The sequence below is a fragment of the Novosphingobium album (ex Hu et al. 2023) genome (assembly GCF_022832385.1).
GTDB classification, from domain to species: Bacteria; Pseudomonadota; Alphaproteobacteria; order Sphingomonadales; family Sphingomonadaceae; genus Novosphingobium; species Novosphingobium album.
On the sequence record NZ_JALHLE010000011.1, the window covers coordinates 103,442 to 124,251 of the forward strand.

Here is a 20,810-nt window from a genome sequence, read left to right on the forward strand (position 1 = left end):
ATCGATCCCTGGCCGAAAGTCTCCCGCATAATGCAAAAAACCACAAGCACGCCGTCTTGCGGCTGCCACGCCAAGGCGGCATAGGCGCTGGACCATGCATGATATCCGCCTGATCCGCGAAAACCCGGCTGCTTTCGATGCCGGCCTAGCCCGCCGTGGGGTTGCCCCCGTGGCCGATGCCATCCTTGCGCTCGACGAGCAGCGCCGCGCCGTCGCGACGCGCATGCAGGAGGGGCAAAACCGCCGCAACGAGGCCTCCAAGGCGATCGGCAAGGCCATGGGCCAGGGCGACAAGGACACCGCCGAAGCGCTGAAGGCCGAAGTCGCGCAGCTCAAGGAAACGCTCCCCGCTCTCGAAGCCGAGGAGAAGGAACTTTCCGCCAGACTGCAGGACGAACTGGCACGCCTCCCGAACATCCCGGTCGATGAAGTGCCGGACGGCGAGGACGAGACCCAGAACCTTGAAGTGAGCAAATGGGGCACGCCCGGCACCTTTGCCTTCACACCAAAGGAACATGCCGACCTCGGCCCTGCCCTCGGCCTCGATTTTGAGACCGGCGCGCTGCTGTCGGGCGCGCGCTTCACCTTTCTCAAGGGCCAGATGGCGCGTCTGCACCGGGCGCTCGCACAGTTCATGCTGGACACCCAGACGGCCACCAACGGCTACATGGAATGCATTGTGCCGCTGCTGGTGAAGGACGATGCGGTGTTCGGTACAGGGCAGCTTCCCAAGTTTGCGGAAGACCTGTTCCAGACCACCGACGGGCGCTGGCTGATCCCCACCGCCGAAGTCAGCCTGACAAACGCAGTGCGCGAACAGATCCTCGAACCCTCCGCGCTGCCCCTGCGCATGACCGCGCTCACCCCCTGCTTCCGCTCCGAAGCGGGCGCGGCGGGGCGCGATACGCGCGGGTTCATCCGTCAGCACCAGTTCGAAAAGGTCGAACTGGTCACCGTCTGCAAGCCGAAAGAGAGCGAGGCCGAGCACGAGCGCATGGTCGCCGCGGCGGAATCGATCCTGCAGGCGCTGGAACTGCCTTATCGCAAGGTCCTGCTCTGCGCGGGCGACATGGGTGCCACCGCGCGCAAGACCTTCGACCTCGAAGTCTGGCTTCCCGGCCAGGGCGCCTACCGCGAGATCAGCTCGATCTCCAACTGCGGCGACTATCAGGGCCGCCGCATGGACGCCCGCTTCAAGCCCGAAGGCAGCAAGAAGACCGAGTTCGTGCACACGCTCAACGGCTCGGGCCTCGCGGTCGGCCGCACGCTGGTGGCCGTGCTGGAAAACTACCAGCAGGAAGACGGCTCGGTCCTCGTGCCCGAAGCGCTCAAGCCGTGGATGGGTGGGATCGAGAAGCTGGAGCCACTCCGCTAACCAGCCCGCCGCCCCATTACTATTTGCATCAAAGGCCCGATCCATGCGCATCCTCCTCACCAACGACGACGGCATCAACGCGCCGGGCCTTTACGTTCTGGAAAAGATCGCAGCCCAGCTATCTGACGACATCTGGATCTGCGCGCCGAGCGAGGAGCAGTCGGGTGCGGGGCACTCGCTCACGCTGACCCGGCCGGTGCGGATGCGCCAGCACGCAGAGAGGCGCTTTTCGGTGACGGGCACGCCCACCGATTCCGTGACGATGGCGCTCAAGAAGATCCTGCCTGCACCGCCGGACCTGATCCTGTCGGGCGTCAACCGTGGCGCCAACCTCGGTGACGACGTGACCTATTCGGGCACGGTCTCCGCCGCATTCGAGGGGGCCCTGGCAGGCATCCGGGCGATTGCACTCAGTCAGGTCTACGCCAGAGAGGGTGTCGGAAATGCGGTGGATTTCTCCGCGGCGGAGCAGTGGGGCGCGAAAGTCCTGAAACCGCTGCTGGACCACCCCTTCCCCCCGCGCACGCTGGTCAACGTCAACTTCCCGCCCGTCGCTGGCAGCGAGGTGCAGGGCGTTCGTGTGGTCCGGCAAGGCTTTCACGACTATGCGCGTGGATCGGTCGTGGAAGGAACGGACCCGCGCGGATTTCCCTATTACTGGTTTGGCTTGCACGGGATCGAGCATACCCCGGGCAGCGATACCGATCTCGAAGCGATCGCGGGGAACTTTGTTTCTGTGACACCGTTGCAGATCGATCTCACTCACGAGAGCTCGCTGGGCTCGCTGGCAAATCTCTACCGGTCATGAAGCACATCCGCCTTTCGACTGCCGCCACATTCGTCACGCTGTTTTCCGCCACGGCCGTTCCGGTGCTTGCTGCGTCGCCGGATCAGGAAACCGTCCACGTCGTCCAATCCGGTGAAACGCTGAACGGTATCGCCAACCGCGCCGGTGTTTCGGCCGGGGAAATCGCCAGGGCCAACGGCCTTGCGGCACCCTTCGTAGTGCGCGCCGGCCAGAAACTGGCGATCCCGCGCGGCAGGACCACAAAGCCTGCCGCCACAGCGCCGTCGGCAGACAGCGCGGGCTTTCACGTTGTCCGGCCCGGCGAAACCCTGAGCGGCATTGCCAGCCACGCAGGCGTATCGTCCACGGCATTGGCGCAGGCCAACGGCCTGAAGGCTCCCTTTGTCGTCAGGATCGGCCAGAAGCTCCAAATTCCGGGCGCGGTGCCAGTGCAGACAGCCTCGCGCGTGGCCGAAGCCCGTCAGCCTGCAGCACCTGCCAGCGCCGTGTCCCCTGCGGAAGAGACCGTCCACATTGTACAACCCGGTGAAACGCTGGGCGGTATCGCGGTACGCGCCAAGGTGCCGCGTGTGCTGATCGCCGAAGCCAACGGACTGGAACCGCCCTATATCGTGAAGGCGGGCCAGAAGCTCCGGCTCCCGCGCACGCGCCATCACGCAGTCGCGGCAGGCGACACCGGGTTTTCGCTGGCCATGAAGTACGGCGTGCCATGGGAACAGATCGCAACGGCCAACAACCTTGATCCCGACGCTCCGCTGAAGTCAGGCGAGAGCCTGCTGATCCCCACTTTGCTCAATCCGCCACAGACGGGCGTTTCGAAGCTGAATCCGGCTCCCACGCCAAGTGCGGTACCGGCAGAGCCGGCCGCGACGCCGGCGCCTGCGAAAGCGCCCCGCTTTGGCTGGCCCGTCAGCGGTCCGGTCCGGCGTGGTTACGCCACCGGCGCCAATTACCACGACGGGCTGGATATCCAGGCCGCAGCAGGCACCATGGTCCGCGCCGCTGCAGCCGGTACGGTCAAATTCGCAGGCAAGGAAAAGGACCAGTTCGGCAACCTTGTCGTCATCGACCACGGTGACGGCTGGTACACCGCCTACGGTTTCCTCAGCCGCGTCACCGTGAAGGAAGGCGCCAAGGTCGCCGCGGGCGAGCGAATCGGCCTTGTCGGCAGCACTGGCCTTGCCAAGGGCAGCGAACTGCACTTCGAAGTGCGTCAGGACGGCAGCCCCGTCGATCCGCTGGACGAGTTGCCCAAGGCCCCCTAAGCACGGCGCAATGCCGAGGAAGCGGACCCCGCCAGCCCTGTTCAAGCCCCTGCGCCGTGCGCTCGCCGTCCCTGTCTGGGCAGATGTGGCGCTCAGGCTCGGCGCTGCGCTGGCGCTGGTGTTCGTGGTGGTCATGGTCCACTGGATCGACCGGGATGGGCTCAAGGACACGCACGACGGCGTCATCAGCTTCCTGGATGTCGTCTATTTCACGATGATCTCGATCACCACGACCGGCTTTGGCGACATTGCCCCGGTCAGTGACAAGTCCCGTCTGATCGAAGCCGTCATCGTTACCCCCATCAGGCTTGCCGTGATCTACATCTTTGTCGGCACCGCCTACAATTTCATCATCAAGCGCAGTTGGGAGACCTGGCGTATGAAACGCATCCAGGAACACCTGGCCGGCCATGTCGTCGTCCTCGGTTATGGCGTCAGCGGCTCGGAAGCCGTGGCCGAACTGATCGCGCGCGGAACGGATCCCGCCAGTATCGTCGTCATCGATCCCAGCCCGCAGCGACTGGCCCTGGCCGAACAGGCGGGATGCAATGTCATGGAAGGCGACGCGACGCGCGATGAGACGCTGGAAGCCGTTCGCATCAGCCGGGCACAGTCGATCCTTGTATCGGCCGGGCGCGACGATACGACGATCCTGATCATCCTGACTGCGCGCCATGTCGCGCCGGATGTGCCGATCACCGCTGTCGTGCGCGCCGACGACAACGAATTGCTAGCCCGGCAGGCCGGCGCCAACAACGTCATCAATCCGGTACGATTCACCGGCCTGCTGCTCGCCGGATCGGCCGAAGGCCGGCACATCTCCGAATACCTGTCAGACCTCGCTTCGGTGACGGGGCGGGTGCAGCTTGTCGAACGGCCGGTTGCGGCCAGCGAAATCGGGCTGCCGCTGGAAAGCATCCGGAGCGGGAAAGGCCTCAGGATCTATCGCGGGGAAAGAGCCATCGGCTTCTGGGAAGCCGAATCCCACGTGCTGGAAGCCGGGGACGTGATCGTCGAAATCACGGCGACCCTGCCCGCCTGATCGTCAACTCAGCGCCCAGAACACCAGCCCCATGGCGAGATAGGCGACCAGCCAGAACAGGCAATCGACCACGCGGCGCATCGGTTCCGAGCGGTTGCGCAGGTGCGTGAGCCAGACGGCAGGAACGATGAATGCGATGGCGATCCCGCCGGACTGCATGAAGTAGAGCCACGGCTTGACCGACAGAGTCTCCGCGCCGATCCGCGCAAAGTTGTGCCCGAGCATCACCGAGCCAATCAGGAAGATGAGCGCCACCAGAATATAGTTGCCACCGCGCTCATCGTTGCCGGGCAGCAGCTGCCGTCCGGTGCGAAACAACGGCCCGTTCCATACCAGCCCGATCGCCACAGCCAGCGCTGCAGCCAGGAACACCGCCAGCCAGTTCACAGGACCCATTACGCCTCTCCCCCCATTCCTTGATCGCGTGTTCTTGCAAGCCCCGGGAGCGGGAGCAAGAGCATGGTCGGCGCCGCAAACGCGCTTTCTCGTGACTCCGGCGCACAATCAGCGTATCGGGCGCGCCATCCCATGGCCACAGAAATCCCCTCCCCGCCCAAGGTCGGCATGGTCAGCCTCGGCTGCCCCAAAGCGCTTGTCGATTCCGAACGTATCCTGACCCGCCTGCGCGCGGACGGCTACTCCATGAGCCCGGACTACGCCGGAGCCGATGTCGTGCTCGTGAACACGTGCGGCTTCCTCGATTCCGCCAAGGAAGAAAGCCTTGCCGCGATCGGCGAAGCAATCGCCGAAAACGGCCGGGTGATCGTCACCGGCTGCATGGGCAACGAGGCCGAAGTGATCCGCGCCAAGTTCCCTCAGGTCCTCGCGGTCACCGGCGCACACCAGTACGAGGCCGTTGTCGAGGCCGTGCACGATGCCGCACCGCCAGAATTATCGCCTTACGTGGACCTGATCCCACAGGCTTACGACGAGGCCGGGGTAAAGCTCACGCCGCGCCACTACAGCTATCTGAAGATTTCTGAAGGCTGCAACCACGCCTGCTCGTTCTGCATCATCCCCTCGCTGCGCGGAAAGCTCGTCAGCCGCCGCATCGACGCGGTGCTGCGCGAGGCCGAAAAGCTGGTGCAGGCCGGGACCCGCGAACTGCTGGTGATCAGCCAGGACACCTCGGCCTATGGCGTCGATGTGAAGCACGAGGAGCGCATGTGGAAGGATCGCCCGGTCCGCACCCACATGACCGACCTGGCCCGCGAACTGGGCCAGTTGAGCGACGCGCAAGGGCGCAGGCCCTGGGTGCGGCTGCACTACGTCTATCCCTATCCGCACGTCGACGCGGTAATCCCGCTCATGGCCGAAGGGCTGCTGACGCCTTACCTCGACATTCCCTTCCAGCACGCGGCGCCTTCGGTCCTCAAGGCGATGAAGCGCCCGGCCAACGAAGCCAAGGTGCTCGAACGGCTGCGTTCCTGGCGCGCAATCTGCCCGGACATCGCTATCCGCTCCAGCTTCGTCGTCGGCTTTCCCGGCGAGACCGAGGCGGACTTCCAGTACCTTCTCGATTGGCTGGACGAAGCCCAGCTTGATCGCGTGGGCGCATTCCGCTTCGAACCCGTCGAAGGCGCCTCCGCGAACGATCTGCCCGGCGCCGTGCCCGAAGAGGTCAAGGAAGAGCGCTACGCCCGGATCATGGAAAGGACCGCCGCGATCAGCGCGGCCAAGCTGGCAGCAAAGATCGGCCGCACCCTGCCCGTCATCATCGACGAAGTGGGCGACGCCGACGAGGATGGCGACATTGGTGCAACCGGACGCTCGCAGGCCGACGCCCCGGAAATCGACGGCAATGTCTTCCTGCGCAACGTCGGAAATAACCTGCAAGTTGGTGATATTATTGACGTTTCAATCGAAGATGCCGACGAGCATGACCTGTACGGGGTAGCCGTGCAGCGCTGACCGCCATCGAACACACGATGTTTTTATTGCAAATTATGCAACTTCAGAAAAAGTTTTCGCATTTGCGGGAATCAGGATCTAGGCTCATACGGAAAGGGCCTTTCAGGCATCCTCTCCCAAAAACTTTCATAAGGCTGGTCTTCGGACCGGCCTTTTTTTTGCCCGATTTCCGCCGATTCGAACGCGCACCTGCGGCGGAATGTCATAGTTGCATGACACGCAATCGTGCTGAACCTTTTCGCATTTGCAGCACAACGGCCTCTGGAGCATAAGGATCAGGCCTTTCAGGCATCCTCTCCCAAAAACTTTCATAGGGCTGGTCTTCGGACCGGCCTTTTTTTTGTGCAGCCCAGATTGCGGCGGCTGGCTTCGCATTCCCTCTCTGGTCCCGGCGGATCATTTGGACTAGCCAGACGCCATGGCCAATCCTTCGCGAATCTACACTGCCGCCCTCGTCGTGATCGGCGATGAAATCCTTTCCGGCCGCACCCATGACAAGAATATCTCCCAGGTCGCCGCCTGGTTGCAGGTCCAGGGCATCCGCCTCAGGGAAGTACGCGTCGTGGCCGATGACACGCCGGCCATCATAGAAGCAGTGAACATACTGCGCACACGCAATGACTACCTCTTCACCACCGGCGGCATTGGCCCCACTCATGATGACATCACCGTCGATGCCATTGCCGAGGCATTGGGCGTCCCGGTCGTTGTTCACCCCGAAGCGCGCGCGATCCTCGAAGGGTACTACGAAACACGCGGCGGCCTCACCGATGCCCGCCTGCGCATGGCTCGCACGCCGGAAGGGGCAAGCCTGATTCCCAACCGCTATACCGGCGCGCCGGGCATCCGCTGCGGCAACGTATTCATCATGGCTGGCGTGCCCAGCATTACCGCCGGAATGCTCGATGCGCTCTCTGGCCAGCTTGAAGGCGGCGCGGCGCTACTGTCGGAAACCGTCGGCTGCTGGGTAGGAGAAAGCGAAGTCGCAGACCTGCTGCGCGAGACCGAGAAGTCCTTCGAAACCTGCCAGATCGGCTCCTACCCGTTCTGGGCAGAGGGGAAGACCGGCGCGAATTTCGTAATCCGTTCCGTCAGCGCGGAGGATCTCGCCGCCTGCACCCGCGCGCTGGTGCGGGGCTTGGAAGTGTTGGGCAAGCCGCCGATCGCGGGGGGAATCTGATTTGCTGCCTCCGATCGTTGCTGTGGCCAGCTCCGTGACCGATCAGACCGTGCACCCTACCATAGAGGCTTTCGAAGCCACGCTTCGCCGTCACGAGAGCGCCACGCTGGCACTGGAGGAATGGTGTGCTGCCCGCGGCATGGCCAATCCTGCTCGCGTGACAGCGCACAGCGTGGAAGCGGGGCAAGATCAGCCGGAGCGGGACGTCAGCGACCGGCTGCAGATTGCTGCAGACGAAGCGGTCGCGATGCGCCACGTCGAACTGCGCTGCGGGCAGGCAGTGCTTTCGAGGGCCTGGAACTGGTTCGTTCCGGACCGCCTGACACCAGACATGCGCACAGCCCTGCAAGCCAGCGACATCCCGTTCGGTAAAGTAGTGGCACCGCTCCATTTCCGCCGCCAGCCGCTGGAAACGGTGCGCGGACAGGCAGAGCACTGCCCCGAAGGGACGATCTCCACCCACCGCGCGATGTTAATCCTGCCCGACGGCAAGCCCCTCGCCTATCTCATCGAGTGCTACACCACCGCGAACCTCGCCGGCAGCTGAGCCAGCCCCCGGCAAGATCGGACATCAGGCGGCCACGGCCTCGCTTCCGGCGATCGAGGTCCGGTGCATCATGCGGCCGGTGGATTTGGCATAAGGAACCGCACGGTGCATTGCACCCGTGTTGTCCCAGATCACGAAATCGCCCTGCTTCCACTTGTGGCGCAGCGAATAGGCCGGCTGCGCCGCCCATTCAGCCAGCCGCACCAGCATCGCGCGGCCGGCGGGAACGTCCATGCCGACGATATGGTCGGCGGTAGTGCCGATCACCATCGACTTGCGTCCGTCCTCATGCGTCCAGACCAGCGGATGCTCCTTGACGAGGCCAATTCCCAGCACACGCTCGCGGTGCTTTTCCGGGATGGCATCGGCGATCGGCGAAAGGCTGGCGCGCACCGAATGCACCGCCTTCAGCCCTTCCAGCGCCTGCTTCTCTTCCTCGGGCAGGCCTTCATAGGCGGCATAAGTGCTGGCGAATTCGGTCTCACCGCCAATGGCCGGAGCAATACGGCAGGAAAGCAGCGTCGCAAACGGCGGCGGCATGTCCACGGTGATACCGTCCATGTGCCAGAAGAAGGTCCCCAGCACGTATTCAGGCTGCGGGTTGATCTTCTCGTCGAGCGTGACCTGATAGACGTCCTCGTCGTTGGACTGGACGTTGGTGGTGTTGGTCAGCCGAACCTTGGGCCCGATCGCGTTGGTAATCGCGAGCTGCTCCTCATCGGTGAGATTGAGCTCGGGGAAGACGAGCACCGTGCGCTCCGCCACCTTCTCGCGAATCGCCTTGGCAGCTTCCGGAGTAAAGATATCCGCACGATCATCCCACGAGACCCGAGATCCGATACATTCCTTAATGTTTTCAAAGTGAATTGCCATGTTACGGCTTCTCCCGACATCTTTTGCTGAACAGGTGTACAGCGCGCTGATACAGAGGATTCGCCCGCAGGTAAATGGCGAATGAAATGCCCCCGTCCACAGCCGGTTGCGGTTGGCGCAGGCACAAAAGAAAAGGGCCGGGAGGTTTCCCTCCCGGCCCTTTCTGTTAGTTCGGCCCTGAAAGGATCAGGCGCCGGCGACTTCCGTCGTGTCGATCTTGAGGCCCGGGCCCATCGACGAAGACAGCGAGATCTTCTTGACGTACTTGCCCTTGGCGCCCGACGGCTTGGCCTTGACGATCGCATCGACGAACGCGTCGAAGTTGGTCTTCAGATCAGCGTCAGAGAACGACATCTTGCCGATACCGGCGTGGATGATGCCCTGCTTCTCGACGCGGAATTCGATCTGGCCGCCCTTGGCGTCCTTCACGGCCTGTTCCACGTTCGGAGTGACGGTGCCCAGCTTCGGGTTCGGCATCAGGCCCTTGGGACCCAGCAGCTTGCCCAGACGGCCGACGACGCCCATCATGTCCGGGGTGGCGATGACGCGGTCGTAGTCGAGGTTGCCATCCTGCATGTCCTGCATCAGGTCCTCGGCGCCCACCTTGTCGGCACCAGCGGCAAGAGCGGCCTCAGCCTTGTCACCCTTGGCGAACACGGCGACGCGGACGGTCTTGCCGGTACCGGCCGGGAGCGAAACCATGCCACGGACCATCTGGTCGGCGTGACGCGGGTCGACGCCCAGGTTCATCGCGATCTCGATGGTTTCGTCGAACTTGGTGGTCTTGAGGTCACGCAGCGCGGTGAGCGCCTCGTTCACACCATAGAGCTTCATGTTGTCGCCCAGCTTTTCGGTCAGCGACTTCTGCTTCTTGGTCACCTTGGCCATTCTATCAGCCCTCCACCACTTCGAGGCCCATCGCGCGAGCGGAGCCTTCGATGATCTTCGTTGCGGCCTCGATGTCGTTGGCATTGAGGTCGGCCATCTTCACCTGCGCGATTTCAGCGAGCTTCGAACGCGCGATCTTTCCGGCCGAAACCTTGCCGGGCTCCTTCGAGCCGGACTTGAGGTTGGCGGCCTTCTTGATGAGGAAGGTAGCGGGCGGAGTCTTGGTGACGAAGGTGAAGCTGCGATCCGCATAGACCGTGATGATGGTCGGGATCGGCATGCCCTTTTCCATCTCCTGCGTGGCGGCATTGAACGCCTTGCAGAATTCCATGATGTTCACGCCGCGCTGACCCAGAGCCGGACCGATCGGCGGCGACGGGTTGGCTGCGCCGGCAGGCACCTGCAGCTTGATATAGCCTTCAATTTTCTTGGCCATGAGAGGCCTCCTTTCACACTGTCGCTTCCGCCGGAGCAGAAGCTCATGTTAAGCGGTCAGACAGGCGCCGAAACGCCCTCCCGCACAGAATCGGCCCTGCCGTCGAATCTGATGGCTGGTCCGAAGGGCGCGCCCCTAACCGAAATCGGAAGAAAAGGGAAGCGTTATGCCGCAAGCGGCGTAGTCGTTCGCTCACGACGCTCCCACGCCGCCTTGATCGCACGGCGCGCGGGCATTTCAAGATGACGGTAGCTCACGTCGGAAACCAGCAGCACCGCAGCAGCGAATGCGGCCGTGACCGCCCAGACAGTGGCCATGCCGCTGTCGAACGGCGGCCAAAGACTTTCGACCAGGACAAGCATCGGGTAGTGTACAAGGTAGATCGCGTAACTGCGGTCGCCCAGCCAGCGCATCGGCGCGCAGCCCATCCAGGATGCGCGCAGGGTGAGAAGCAAAAGCGCGGGCCAGGCATAGAGGCACAGAGGCAAAAGCGAACTCATTGCTCCCATGTCGAGCGCCAGCCCGAAAACGAAGAAGCAGCCCAGAAGAAGAGTCGCCGTCCGGGCGAGACGGACACGCAAGTGCCAGAGCAACTGTCCGAAAAAGAACCCGAACAACCCGCGTGGGACACCGTCGCCAACCCAGGGTCCGCCCGGACGCCCCTGCACGATGAAGTGTGCCAGTGCGATAGCGATGGCGACGCCTGTCACCCAGCGGAGCACGCGTGGACCGCACACGGCGGCCATCGCGAACAGCAGGTAACAGACCGCTTCCACCTAGATCGACCAGGCCGGTCCATTGAACGTGTGGCTGACTGGCTGAACAAACGCCTGCAGCATCAGCAGGTGCGCGGCGAATGCCAGCACGGTATTTGATGGGGCTGCCCAGAACAGAATGGCAGATGCAAGCAACGTCGCCAGGTGCAGCGGATAGAGTCGACCCACGCGCGCAACAGCAAAGCTGGCGAGCTTGTCACGTGTCAGGCCGGTCCCGTGCAGATAGACATGCGCAAAGACGTAGCCGGAAATCAGGAAAAACAGGTCCACCAGCGTCCAGCCCCATGTCTGGAACCAGATCAGCGCGCCCGGTGCACCGACAAGTGCCGGGCCGGTGAACAGCGATTGGGGATGGTAAAGGAAGGCAACCCCGCAAGCAGCCAAGCCACGCAGCCCATCAAGCTGGGTCAGACGCTGGATCGGCTCGTGCCCAAAGGCCTTCTGCTCAGCGATAGTCTCCGTCATGCGGCGGACGACTATCGCATCCCAGTAATTTTAACATTAACCCGCATAACCCGGCCCAAAGGCCGGGCACCTGCGGTAACGATTACTTGCTGAGTTCGACGTGTTCGAAATCGAGCTCGACCGGCGTAGCCCGGCCGAAGATCGAAACCGAAACCTTGACGCGGTTCTTGTCGAAATCGAGCTCCTCGACCACGCCGTTGAAGCTGGCGAAGGGACCGTCGAGCACCTTGACCTGATCGCCGATCTCGTAATCGATGCTGACCTGATGGCGCGGAGCAGCAGCGGCCGCCTCGGCGGCACCGAAGTAGCGCGCGGCTTCCGATTCGCTGATCGCCTGCGGCTTGCCGCTGGCGCCGAGGAAGCCCGTCACCTTCGGCGTGTTCTTCACGAGGTGATAGATGTCATCGTTCATGTTCAGCTTGGCGAGCACGTAGCCGGGCATGGTCTTGCGCTCGACCTGAACCTTCTTGCCGCGCTTCACTTCGGTGATGGTCTCGGCGGGAACCTGCACGTCCTCGACGAGCTGCGACAGCCCCATCCGTTCGGCTTCGGACAGGATCGCTTCCTTCACCTTGTTCTCGAAACCGGAATAGGCGTGGATGATGTACCAGCGGGCCATGGATCTCTCTTCAGTCTATCTGGTTCAGGCAATTACAGGAGCGACAGCAGCGAGCTGACGATCCAGCCGAACAGTGCGTCGATACCAAGGAAGAACACGGCGAGCAGCACCGTCATGATGCCGACGAAGATCGCGGTGGTCACCGTTTCCTGGCGCGAGGGCCAGTAGATCTTGCGCGCTTCCGACTGGACCTGGCGCATGAATTCGCCGGGATTGATCTTGGCCATATCGTTCGCTCTCGTGTCTCTTGCCTGATTGCCTAAGCAAAAAATGTCTCGTCGCTTCCGCCTAGGGGACATCGCCGCCCCGGCCGTGGCCGGGAGGGGCAAATCAGATCCTCATGTCGGAAGAGATGGGGGATTTAGCTTCCGTCTGCAGGATTTGCAAGGTCCACCGCATCGGGCAGCCGCGCCAGGAACGAGTTGGGCGTGCTGAACACGATCCGCGCACCATCGGGCACGGCCACCGGATGGACGTCGCCTATGAACCAGAGATAGTCCGCGTGGCGGGCCGGCTTGAACTTCCTCAGGTCGATCCGCTGATTCGAAGAGAACAGGATCCGCTGTGTCGGATCGTTGAACCGGTAGCGGGTTTCGCGCATCGCCAGCATGTGCACGTCAGGCAGCGCGAAGTTGGAATTCTCCATCGCACTGCGCCGGACCACGGCATAGCTGCCGAAATGCTCGAACGGTCCGAACTTCCACTGCGAGCGCGGAATCGCGACCGCCGTGGCCACCCGTGCACCTTCGGGCACATGATCCATCGCCTTGATCATCTGGCTCGCGGTTTGCGCGTCCTGATGCCAAACCACTGTCGTCACCGCGATTCGCGAGGTGAACAGCAGCCCGGCCAGCACCATGCCCCAGCGCGGCACCGGCCAGTCGATCGCGAGGCAGGCTACCAGCAGCGCAGTCGTACTGAGGCGGTAATCGGCATAATCTCCGCCGAAGATCTGACGCGGCACAATCAGGGTGAGGATCAGCAGCAGCAGCGCGGCCCAGCCCGCACGCATGTCGAACCGCTTCGAAAACAGCGCAAAGGCGATCACAGCCACCACCAGACACAGGCTGGTGATGTCGAACACCTGATCGTAGCTGCGCATCGCCTTGTAGAGGATCTGCCACTTGTATTCGAGCACTCCCCAGCGGCCGTAGGACACCTTGGAATTGGCCCCCATGCCCGCCAGCATCGGCACCAGCGGAAAGATCAGCGGCCAGGGCTTGGTAAAGGGAATCCAGTCCAGCCAGCTGCGGCGCCTGGTCCATTCATAGCCGAACACCAGCACGCCCATGATGCCCCAGCCCGAAACGTGGCAGAGCCAGACCGCAAAGGAGAAAGGCACGAAGACCACGTGCCGCCAGGGCGAGCGCTCCATGCGGACCCACAGCGCAAAGGCGAACAGCGCCATCGCCAGCGAGAGCGAGAAATTGAGGAAACCCATCAGGAACGACGGCGACCAGATCATCGCGAACGCGAGGATCGCGCCCACCCCAATGTTTTTGCGAAGGCTCCAGGCCACCGCCATGACCGACAGGCCGGTGAGGAAGGGAATTGCCGCGACAATCAGCCGTCCGGCCTGCTCCAGCCCGAAAATCGACGCGAGCGGCACCATCAGCAGTTCCGCGCCAAGATTGCCGGTCCACTCCCAGTTGTGCAGGAAATAGTACGTCAGCCAGGGGTCGCTGCCGTGATCGAGCATGACCTTGTAGCCGGCCAGATGCGACGGGTAATCGGTCATCTGTGGTGCCCAGGCCACGAGCGCTGGCAGGGATGCGAGAATCGAGAGGATCAGCCCGAGCCAGAGCGCCCCATGCCGTTTCCTGCGATAGGCGTCGCCGGTTTCGCTCGCCTCAGGCTGCGCCGTTCCGTGCATCTACGACCGAATCTTTCCTCGTTACGCCGTCACCGGGCCGGACGCTTCCGCGGGCCTCCCGCGCGAATCGCCGGAACGCCGCCCTCCTAGCCGCCCCCGGGCAATTGGCAAGCAGCGCGCACGCTACAGGGTTCGCTGCCCGCCGCAAATAGGCACGTTCCCGGCCGCGATTCGCCAGCCCGGTCGGCGGCAACAGCGTGAATTTCGGGAAATACTGGCAGGAGTGGCAGGATTCGAACCCGCGGCCCTCGGTTTTGGAGACCGATGCTCTACCAACTGAGCTACACTCCTGCAGGCAGTGCGGCGCCTCTAAAGGGAGACGCGGAGGATTACAAGTGCGCGCCAACAAGATATTCGTGCCCTGATCCTTTTGCTACGAAGAGACCATGCACGCGCCGCGATCCCCGGACATGATCGACCCAGACCTCCTCATGCTGGCCTATCGCAGCGGGATATTCCCGATGGCGGACAACCGCGATGACCCGGAAGTGTTCTGGGTGGAACCGCGCCTGCGCGCGATCCTTCCGCTCGACGGCTTCCATCTCTCGCACTCGCTGGCCCGCACGCTGCGGCGCGGCCGGTTCACGGTGACCTGCAACACGGCCTTCAGCGCGGTCATGGATGCCTGTGCCGCTCCCCGCCCGCCGCAGGCCGGCGACGAGGCGGACGATGACGGCAGCCGCAGCTGGATCAGCCACCGCATCCAGGCGAGCTACGAGAACCTGCACAGGCTTGGCGGCGCGCATTCCATAGAGTGCTGGCAGGACGCACCGGATGGTAGGGACAAGCAGCTGGTGGGTGGCCTCTACGGCGTCGGTTTCGACCGCGTCTTCTGCGGCGAGAGCATGTTCAGTCGGGTGCCCGATGCCTCAAAGGTAGCGCTGGCGTGGCTCGTCGCCGCCTTGCACCGGGGCGGCGCGGTGCTGCTCGACTGCCAGTTCATGACGGAACACCTCGCCTCGCTGGGCGCGGTGGAGATGCCACAGCGGCGATACGTCGAACTGCTGCAAGCCGCTCAGTCGGCGCCGGCATCTGCCTCAGGGGCCGCTTCCGGCTCTGGAGCCGGTGTGGCGGACGGGACAGGCGATGTGCTGACACTGCCCGATGCCTTCGGCCTGCTGCTCGAGGAAGCCGCCTCAGCCGGACTGGCGCCCTCGCCCGGGAAATTCATCGCGCAAGCCTTGACCCAGACGTCATAGACCGGGTGCTCGACGACATTCAGGCCAGGCGAATTCTTGAACAGCCAGCCAGAGAACACCTTGTGCCACGCCAGCTTGTCCTTGGCTGTAGCCCGCTCTTCCACGAAGACCTGCACGAAAGCGCCCTCTTCCGCCGGGTGCTCCCAGGGCATTGTCTTCTCGCAAGTGGCGACCTTGACCACAAGATTGCCCAGGCGCTTTGAATCGCCCGGCTTCATCACCAGATCCTGGGTCAGGTTGTTGCGCTTGTTGAGGACGCCGAGCGTGACCACGCGATCCTTGTTGGGCGTGCCTATGTGCTGACCCTGCTCGGCCTGCGCCTTGCCCGCCTGCATGCCCGAGATGGCATCAGGAACAGTGGTTTCCTGATCTTCCGGCTTGGGTTCACCACCCCCGCACGCCGCCAGCAGCGACATCGAGGCAAAAAGCGGCAGGTAAACTGCGGCCCGTTTCACGGGACCGGGCCTCAGGCTTCCGGTGACCAGGCTTCGTAATCGCCCGTGGCCGGCGCGCGGTGGCCGCCACGCTCCAGCGCGCCCTGCGGACGGTAGGCCTTCACGGTGCCGGTGGCATTGGGGGTGTAATCGGCTTCCCAGATACGCGGCGGCGCCAGATGGCTTTCCGGCACTTCGTCATAGGAATGATGCAGCCAGCCGTGCCATTCGGCCGGCACATTGCTGGCATCGTTAGCGCCGGCGTAGATCACCCAGCGCTTGCCGTAACCCTCGACGGTCTTCGCCTTGTTCGAGCGATAGTACTTGTTGCCCTGCGCGTCGGTGCCGACGTGCTCGCCGTTCATGGCGCTGAAGAGCGAGGTGCCGATGGTGGCGCCGTCCCACCAGGTGAAGATCTTGCCGAGGATTCCCATGAGCCGCGCGTTAGCCCTTCTGCCCCCATCAAGGCAAGCGTGTTGACGCACTTGCGCTGATTTGATCCCCCGCGGCCGGACCGATAGGCTGCGAACCATGAATCAGGAGCGCTCCCCCGCCCCGATCGTCGAAACCGACGTGCCGGCCCGCCTCGACCGCCTGCCCTGGACGCGCTTTCACTGGCTTGTCGTCGTCGCTCTCGGAATCACCTGGATTCTCGATGGCCTTGAGGTGACGCTGTCGGGCTCGGTGGCCCCGGCCCTGCGCGAAAGCCCGATGCTGCGTTTCACCGCCGCCGACGTGGGCCTTGCCAACAGCGCCTATCTCGCCGGCGCCGTGCTGGGCGCCCTGTTCTTCGGCTGGCTGACCGACCGGATGGGCCGCAAGAAGCTCTTCACGATCACCCTGATGCTCTACCTCACAGCCACGGCGGGCACCGCGCTGACCTGGGACCTGCCCAGTTTCGCACTGATGCGCTTCCTAACCGGTGCCGGGATCGGCGGCGAATACAGCGCGATCAATTCCGCCATTCAGGAGCTGATCCCCGCCCGCCATCGCGGCTGGACCGATCTCGTCATCAACGGCAGCTACTGGGTCGGCGCGGCAATCGCGGGCAGTCTGGCCGTGATCGTGCTCGACCCGGCCGTGCTGGACGTGGACAGTGGCTGGCGCTTCGCCTTCCTGTTCGGAGCGCTGACCGGTCTCGCGATCATCTTCCTGCGCCGCCACCTGCCCGAAAGCCCGCGCTGGCTGATCACCCACGGCCATGCGGACAGGGCCGAGGCGATCGTCGATGCCGTCGAGCAGCGGATCACCGCCTCCGGCCGCGCGCTCGCCCCGGTGGAGCAGACCGTGCGCCTCAGGGCGCGGCGCTCGACGCCGCTGGGCGAAGTATTCGCGACGCTGCTGCGCACGTACCCGGACCGCGCCGCGCTCGGCCTGCTGCTGATGGCCTCGCAGGCGTTTCTCTATAACGCGATCTTCTTCACCTACGCGCTGATGCTCAGCGACTTCTACGGCGTGCCGTCCAAGGATGTGGGCTGGTACGTTCTGCCGTTCGCGGCGGGCAACGTGCTGGGACCGCTGCTGCTGGGCCGCCTGTTCGACACTGTTGGCCGGCGCCAGATGATCACGCTCACCTATGGCGTTTCCGGCGTGCTGCTCGCCGTGACCGGACTGCTGTTCCACCCGGGCATGCTCGACGCGACGACGCAGACGCTGTGCTGGAGTTGCACGTTCTTCTTCGCCTCGGCGGCAGCCTCATCCGCTTACCTCACGGTAGCCGAAAGCTTTCCGCTCGAAATCCGCGCGCTGGCCATCGCGCTGTTCTATGCCATGGGCACCGGGATCGGCGGCGTGCTGGCGCCGTGGCTGTTCGGCGTGCTGATCGAGAGCGGATCGCGCGGGCAGGTTCTGATCGGCTATCTCTTCGCCGCCGTACTGATGATCATTGCCGCGGCCGCCGCGTGGAAGTTCGGTCTCGCCAACGAGCGCAAGCCGCTGGAACACGTCGCCCGCCCGCTGTCCTGGCACGAGGACTGAGCGGAGGTTCAGCCCGGCAGAGGCAGATAGCGGCCAAGGCGCGGATCGGCTGGCTCGGCGGTCATGCCCTTTTCCTCCAGCCAGGCGTCACTGTAGCAGGTGGAGCGGTAACGGTCGCCGCAATCGCACAGCAGCGTGACGATCGAGCCCTCCTCGCCCGCCGCCGCCATCTCGTCGATGAGCTGCAGGCAGGCGTGCAGATTGGTCCCGGTGGACGGGCCGCAGCTGCGCCCGAGATAGCGGCTGAGATGCCGCGCCGCATGAAAGCTCGCCGCGTCGGGCACCGCGATCATGCGGTCCACCACATCGGGCAGGAACGACGGCTCGACGCGCGGGCGGCCGATGCCCTCGACCAGCGAGACCGTGCCCTGCACCTGCACCACGCTGCGGTCCGCGAAGTGGCGGTGGAAGACAGATCCCGACGGATCGGCCACGCACAGTCCGGTCTTGTGGCGGCCATAACGCAAATAGCGCCCGATCGTTGCCGACGTGCCGCCTGTGCCCGCGCCGCACACGATCCAGCGGGGAACGGGATGGTCCTCGCCTTGCATCTGCTGGAAGATGGACACCGCGATATTGTTCGTGCCGCGCCAGTCGGTGGCACGCTCGGCATAGGTGAACTGGTCGAGATAGTGCCCGCCGCATTCGGCCGCGAGGCGCTCGGCTTCCGCATACATGGTGCGCGGATCGTCGACCTTGTGGCATCGCGCGCCCTGCTCCTCGATCAGCGCCAGCTTCTCACGGGCGGTGGTGGCAGGGACGACGGCAATATAACGCAGCCCCAACAGGCGGGCAAAATAGGCCTCCGACACGGCCGTCGAACCGGACGAGGCCTCGATCACCGTGGTGTCCGGGCCGATCCAGCCATTGCACAGGGCATAAAGGAACATCGAGCGGGCTAGGCGGTGCTTGAGGCTTCCGGTCGGGTGGCTCGATTCGTCCTTGAGATAGAGCGCAATGCCCGGCGCATTCGCCAACGGCACCGGGATCAGATGCGTGTCGGCCGAGCGCGACTGTTCGGCCGACAGGATACCGACCGCCCGCGCCAGCCATTCACGTGGCGATGGGACGGAGGGGTTGGCGGACTCAGGAATCTGGACGTTCTGCACGCCCCGATCTCTGGCAGGCGCCAAGGCAGCCTACAAGCTGCCGATTTCAAAAGCAGGCATGCCGCAAGGGTTCAATGGCCGGAGCCTTGCCGGCAAGAGGCGCCGCGCCTAGGGGCAGGACCTAGGGCTTCGCGCCAAAGCATGATTTGTTCGAGGGGGAGCGCCATGACCATCCACTTTGACTGCACACAATGCGGCAAATGCTGCCAGAACCTGCGGCTTACGCTGAGCGTGGACGAAGCCATTGGCTGGGCCGGGCGCGGCCACACCGTGCAGTTGCTGACCGAGGCCCTGCCGTGGGTCAGCGAACCCGACACTGCGGACGCGCGCGTCCTGTACGACCGCGATCGCTCGTTCCCGGCAATGAGCGGTTCAGTCGCGTTCCGCATCGCGGCGGTTCCGGTGGCTCATCACATCGGCCCCTGCCCGAACCTGCAACCGGACATGCGCTGCAGCAACTATGAACAACGCCCCCGGATCTGCCGGATCTATCCGCTCGAAAGCAGGCCCTTCATCGGCCTCGACCCCGCAAGCCGGCTTTGCCCGCCCGAGGCATGGGCGCCGGCGTTTCCGGTGCTGGAGCGCAACGGGAAAATCGCCGATACCGAAACGGCGAACATCGTCGCCGAACACCGGCGAACCGCCGTCGACGACGTGCCAGTGCTCACCATGGCCTGCCATGCGCTGGGCGTATCCACAGCGGCTTTCGCGAACGAGGGATTTGCCGTCCATACTTTCGATCCGCAGAAACTGGCGGAAGCTCTTCGCGCGGTGCGCGATGCGAACCCGAACCAGAACGCGCCTGCTCCGCAGCCCTGGACGGTAGCGACCAACCGCCGCTCAACGCTGACCATGCTTGCCGGAGCCGGGTGCGAGGCCGCTCTCGTGCAACGGGGGGCCGACTATCTCGGCTCGTTCCCCGACGAGCCTTGAGGGTAGTCGCCTACCACTGCACGGAATCACCGGGCTTGATACCCAGCTCTTCCGCGCGGCCGCCATTCAGTTCGAGCACCGCGCTGGCCACGCCCGCTGACGGGAGCGGCGTCTCGTCATAAGGCACGGCATTGGCCGCGATGTTGAGGATGCGGTGATCGGTGCCGACGAAGATGATGTCGAGGGGGATCACGGTGTTACGCATCCAGAACGCAGCCTTGCGCGGCGGGTCTTCCGGAAAGATCATGCCTTCGTCCGCGCCCATTGCGGTACGGAACATCAGCCCCTTGGCCTGTTCCGCCTCGGTTTTCGCGACTTCCACACGGAATGCGTGCACCTTGCCACCCGATTCCACCGTGAGCGAGGTCACAGGCAGGCCGGACACGGGATGGACAGCCGGCTGCGCCGCCGCGGTGCTGGCGGTGGCTTCGGGCGCATCGCCTGAACAGGCGACAGTCCCTAGCAGCAGGGCAGCGACAAAAATTCCGGTCAGGCGCACTCAATCGTCTCCGTAGGCCGACTCGGCCCATTCTTCTGCCTCGCCGGGATCGGGCGCATCGACAATCCGGCGCGCAATGTCGAGCGAATGCCCCGCCCGCAACATCGCTGCCAGTTGCTTCTCCCGCGCCGCCCGGTCCGGCGACTCGATCGCGAAAGGCCCGAACCGCCGCCGCCGCGCGAGGACCAGCGCCGCACGCCGCTGATCACGCTCGCCAGGGCGTGTCTCCGCGCGCAAGCCTTCTTCGATCCCGGCTTGCCCCAATGCCTCGCCCACGCGCCGCACGCCATAGCCGCGCCGCAGCAGGCTGCCTGCCTTCATCCGCGCCCACGCGGCATCGTCGACATAGCCCAGTTCGGCATAGCGGCTGACCAGCGCCTCGACCGGCGGTTGCCCCTCGCCGTCCCAGCCCCGCTCCCGAATCTTGCGCTGGAGATAACCATGCAACCTGGCTTGCGTCGTGGCAAAACGCGCGACATAGGCCAGCGCCAGTTCCTCCAGGCGCTGGCCATTCAGGGGCTGTGGATTACGACGCTTGACCGACATCTTGCCCTATTCGTGCCACACTCCGCTCAGAATGGGGAGTGCGCGTGGGATCATG

21 protein-coding genes, 1 tRNA gene and 2 pseudogenes are annotated in these 20,810 nt (G+C 64.1%); 10 read left to right on the forward strand and 14 right to left on the reverse strand.

Annotation, left to right across the window (positions count from 1 at the left end; all coding sequences use genetic code 11):
* Window positions 1–94: 94 nt before the first annotated feature.
* Genes serS through MTR64_RS09440 form a run of 4 tightly spaced genes read left to right on the forward strand, consistent with a single transcriptional unit; the run spans window position 95 to window position 4,490 of the window.
* Complete coding sequence (gene serS / locus MTR64_RS09425) at window positions 95–1,375, forward strand: serine--tRNA ligase (protein ID WP_243993152.1); 1,281 nt, start codon at window positions 95–97, stop codon at window positions 1,373–1,375.
* 43 nt (window positions 1,376–1,418) lie between these two features.
* Window positions 1,419–2,183: a 5'/3'-nucleotidase SurE gene (gene surE, locus MTR64_RS09430; RefSeq protein ID WP_243993154.1), complete on the forward strand. Its 765-nt coding sequence runs from the start codon at window positions 1,419–1,421 to the stop codon at window positions 2,181–2,183.
* Window positions 2,180–3,448, forward strand: a complete 1,269-nt coding sequence (locus MTR64_RS09435) for a LysM peptidoglycan-binding domain-containing protein (RefSeq protein WP_243993156.1) — start codon at window positions 2,180–2,182, stop codon at window positions 3,446–3,448. The genes surE and MTR64_RS09435 overlap by 4 nt, the downstream gene beginning before the upstream one ends.
* A 10-nt stretch (window positions 3,449–3,458) precedes the next feature.
* Window positions 3,459–4,490: a potassium channel family protein gene (locus MTR64_RS09440; RefSeq protein ID WP_243993158.1), complete on the forward strand. Its 1,032-nt coding sequence runs from the start codon at window positions 3,459–3,461 to the stop codon at window positions 4,488–4,490.
* 3 nt (window positions 4,491–4,493) lie between these two features.
* Here the strand turns inward: MTR64_RS09440 and MTR64_RS09445 are convergent, their stop codons facing one another.
* Window positions 4,494–4,886: a DUF1761 domain-containing protein gene (locus MTR64_RS09445; RefSeq protein ID WP_243993160.1), complete on the reverse strand. Its 393-nt coding sequence runs from the start codon at window positions 4,884–4,886 to the stop codon at window positions 4,494–4,496.
* Between the two features lie 132 nt (window positions 4,887–5,018).
* Here MTR64_RS09445 and rimO point away from each other — a divergent pair, with 132 nt between their 5' ends.
* From rimO to MTR64_RS09460, 3 genes are all read left to right on the forward strand, one after another.
* A complete protein-coding gene (rimO, locus tag MTR64_RS09450) occupies window positions 5,019–6,401 on the forward strand; it encodes a 30S ribosomal protein S12 methylthiotransferase RimO (protein WP_243993162.1) in 1,383 nt (460 codons plus the stop codon).
* Window positions 6,402–6,819: 418 nt separating this feature from the next.
* Window positions 6,820–7,581: a competence/damage-inducible protein A gene (locus tag MTR64_RS09455; RefSeq protein ID WP_243993163.1), complete on the forward strand. Its 762-nt coding sequence runs from the start codon at window positions 6,820–6,822 to the stop codon at window positions 7,579–7,581.
* Between the two features lie 34 nt (window positions 7,582–7,615).
* Entirely contained in the window at window positions 7,616–8,128 is a 513-nt protein-coding gene (locus MTR64_RS09460; protein ID WP_243993165.1) for a hypothetical protein, read from the forward strand.
* A 24-nt stretch (window positions 8,129–8,152) separates the two neighbouring features.
* On the opposite strand, the gene MTR64_RS09465 is transcribed toward MTR64_RS09460, so the two are convergent.
* The 8 genes and pseudogenes from MTR64_RS09465 to MTR64_RS09500 all read right to left on the reverse strand — a co-directional run bounded on the left by MTR64_RS09465 (window position 8,153) and on the right by MTR64_RS09500 (window position 14,349).
* Entirely contained in the window at window positions 8,153–9,001 is an 849-nt protein-coding gene (locus MTR64_RS09465) for a TauD/TfdA dioxygenase family protein (RefSeq protein ID WP_243993167.1), read from the reverse strand.
* A gap of 186 nt (window positions 9,002–9,187) precedes the next feature.
* The gene (rplA, locus tag MTR64_RS09470) at window positions 9,188–9,889 is read right to left on the reverse strand and encodes a 50S ribosomal protein L1 (RefSeq protein ID WP_243993169.1); all 702 of its coding nucleotides are present in this window, start codon (window positions 9,887–9,889) and stop codon (window positions 9,188–9,190) included.
* A 4-nt stretch (window positions 9,890–9,893) separates the two neighbouring features.
* Window positions 9,894–10,325, reverse strand: coding sequence for a 50S ribosomal protein L11 (gene rplK / locus MTR64_RS09475; protein ID WP_243993171.1), 432 nt, complete (start codon window positions 10,323–10,325; stop codon window positions 9,894–9,896).
* 164 nt (window positions 10,326–10,489) lie between these two features.
* Window positions 10,490–11,566 (reverse strand): annotated as a pseudogene (locus tag MTR64_RS09480) (acyltransferase family protein).
* An 82-nt stretch (window positions 11,567–11,648) separates the two neighbouring features.
* Window positions 11,649–12,185 carry a transcription termination/antitermination protein NusG gene (nusG, locus tag MTR64_RS09485; RefSeq protein WP_243993173.1) on the reverse strand — a complete coding sequence of 179 codons (537 nt, stop codon included), beginning with the start codon at window positions 12,183–12,185 and terminating at the stop codon, window positions 11,649–11,651.
* A gap of 32 nt (window positions 12,186–12,217) precedes the next feature.
* A complete protein-coding gene (gene secE / locus MTR64_RS09490) occupies window positions 12,218–12,412 on the reverse strand; it encodes a preprotein translocase subunit SecE (protein WP_243921963.1) in 195 nt (64 codons plus the stop codon).
* Between the two features lie 134 nt (window positions 12,413–12,546).
* Window positions 12,547–14,058, reverse strand: coding sequence for a hypothetical protein (locus tag MTR64_RS09495; protein ID WP_243993175.1), 1,512 nt, complete (start codon window positions 14,056–14,058; stop codon window positions 12,547–12,549).
* A gap of 215 nt (window positions 14,059–14,273) precedes the next feature.
* Window positions 14,274–14,349, reverse strand: a tRNA-Trp gene (locus MTR64_RS09500).
* 119 nt (window positions 14,350–14,468) lie between these two features.
* On the opposite strand from MTR64_RS09500, the gene aat reads away from it, so the two are divergent.
* Entirely contained in the window at window positions 14,469–15,257 is a 789-nt protein-coding gene (gene aat, locus MTR64_RS09505; RefSeq protein ID WP_243993177.1) for a leucyl/phenylalanyl-tRNA--protein transferase, read from the forward strand.
* 35 nt (window positions 15,258–15,292) lie between these two features.
* Here the strand turns inward: aat and MTR64_RS21465 are convergent.
* Both MTR64_RS21465 and MTR64_RS09515 read right to left on the reverse strand, forming a co-directional pair.
* A pseudogene (locus MTR64_RS21465) lies at window positions 15,293–15,673 on the reverse strand (DUF2155 domain-containing protein); the annotation flags it as partial.
* Between the two features lie 50 nt (window positions 15,674–15,723).
* Complete coding sequence (locus MTR64_RS09515; RefSeq protein WP_243993179.1) at window positions 15,724–16,125, reverse strand: NADH:ubiquinone oxidoreductase subunit NDUFA12; 402 nt, start codon at window positions 16,123–16,125, stop codon at window positions 15,724–15,726.
* Window positions 16,126–16,222: 97 nt separating this feature from the next.
* Here MTR64_RS09515 and MTR64_RS09520 point away from each other — a divergent pair, with 97 nt between their 5' ends.
* The gene (locus MTR64_RS09520; RefSeq protein ID WP_243993181.1) at window positions 16,223–17,668 is read left to right on the forward strand and encodes an MFS transporter; all 1,446 of its coding nucleotides are present in this window, start codon (window positions 16,223–16,225) and stop codon (window positions 17,666–17,668) included.
* A gap of 8 nt (window positions 17,669–17,676) precedes the next feature.
* Here MTR64_RS09520 and MTR64_RS09525 read toward each other — a convergent pair whose 3' ends face one another.
* Window positions 17,677–18,777, reverse strand: coding sequence for a PLP-dependent cysteine synthase family protein (locus MTR64_RS09525; RefSeq protein WP_243993183.1), 1,101 nt, complete (start codon window positions 18,775–18,777; stop codon window positions 17,677–17,679).
* A gap of 165 nt (window positions 18,778–18,942) precedes the next feature.
* On the opposite strand from MTR64_RS09525, the gene MTR64_RS09530 reads away from it, so the two are divergent.
* Window positions 18,943–19,710 carry a YkgJ family cysteine cluster protein gene (locus tag MTR64_RS09530; protein ID WP_243993185.1) on the forward strand — a complete coding sequence of 256 codons (768 nt, stop codon included), beginning with the start codon at window positions 18,943–18,945 and terminating at the stop codon, window positions 19,708–19,710.
* A 10-nt stretch (window positions 19,711–19,720) separates the two neighbouring features.
* Here MTR64_RS09530 and MTR64_RS09535 read toward each other — a convergent pair whose 3' ends face one another.
* Together MTR64_RS09535 and MTR64_RS09540 are read right to left on the reverse strand one after the other, a co-directional pair.
* Window positions 19,721–20,209 carry a DUF192 domain-containing protein gene (locus MTR64_RS09535; RefSeq protein ID WP_419144933.1) on the reverse strand — a complete coding sequence of 163 codons (489 nt, stop codon included), beginning with the start codon at window positions 20,207–20,209 and terminating at the stop codon, window positions 19,721–19,723.
* Window positions 20,210–20,755, reverse strand: a complete 546-nt coding sequence (locus tag MTR64_RS09540) for a regulatory protein RecX (RefSeq protein ID WP_243993187.1) — start codon at window positions 20,753–20,755, stop codon at window positions 20,210–20,212.
* Between the last annotated feature and the right edge of the window lie 55 nt (window positions 20,756–20,810).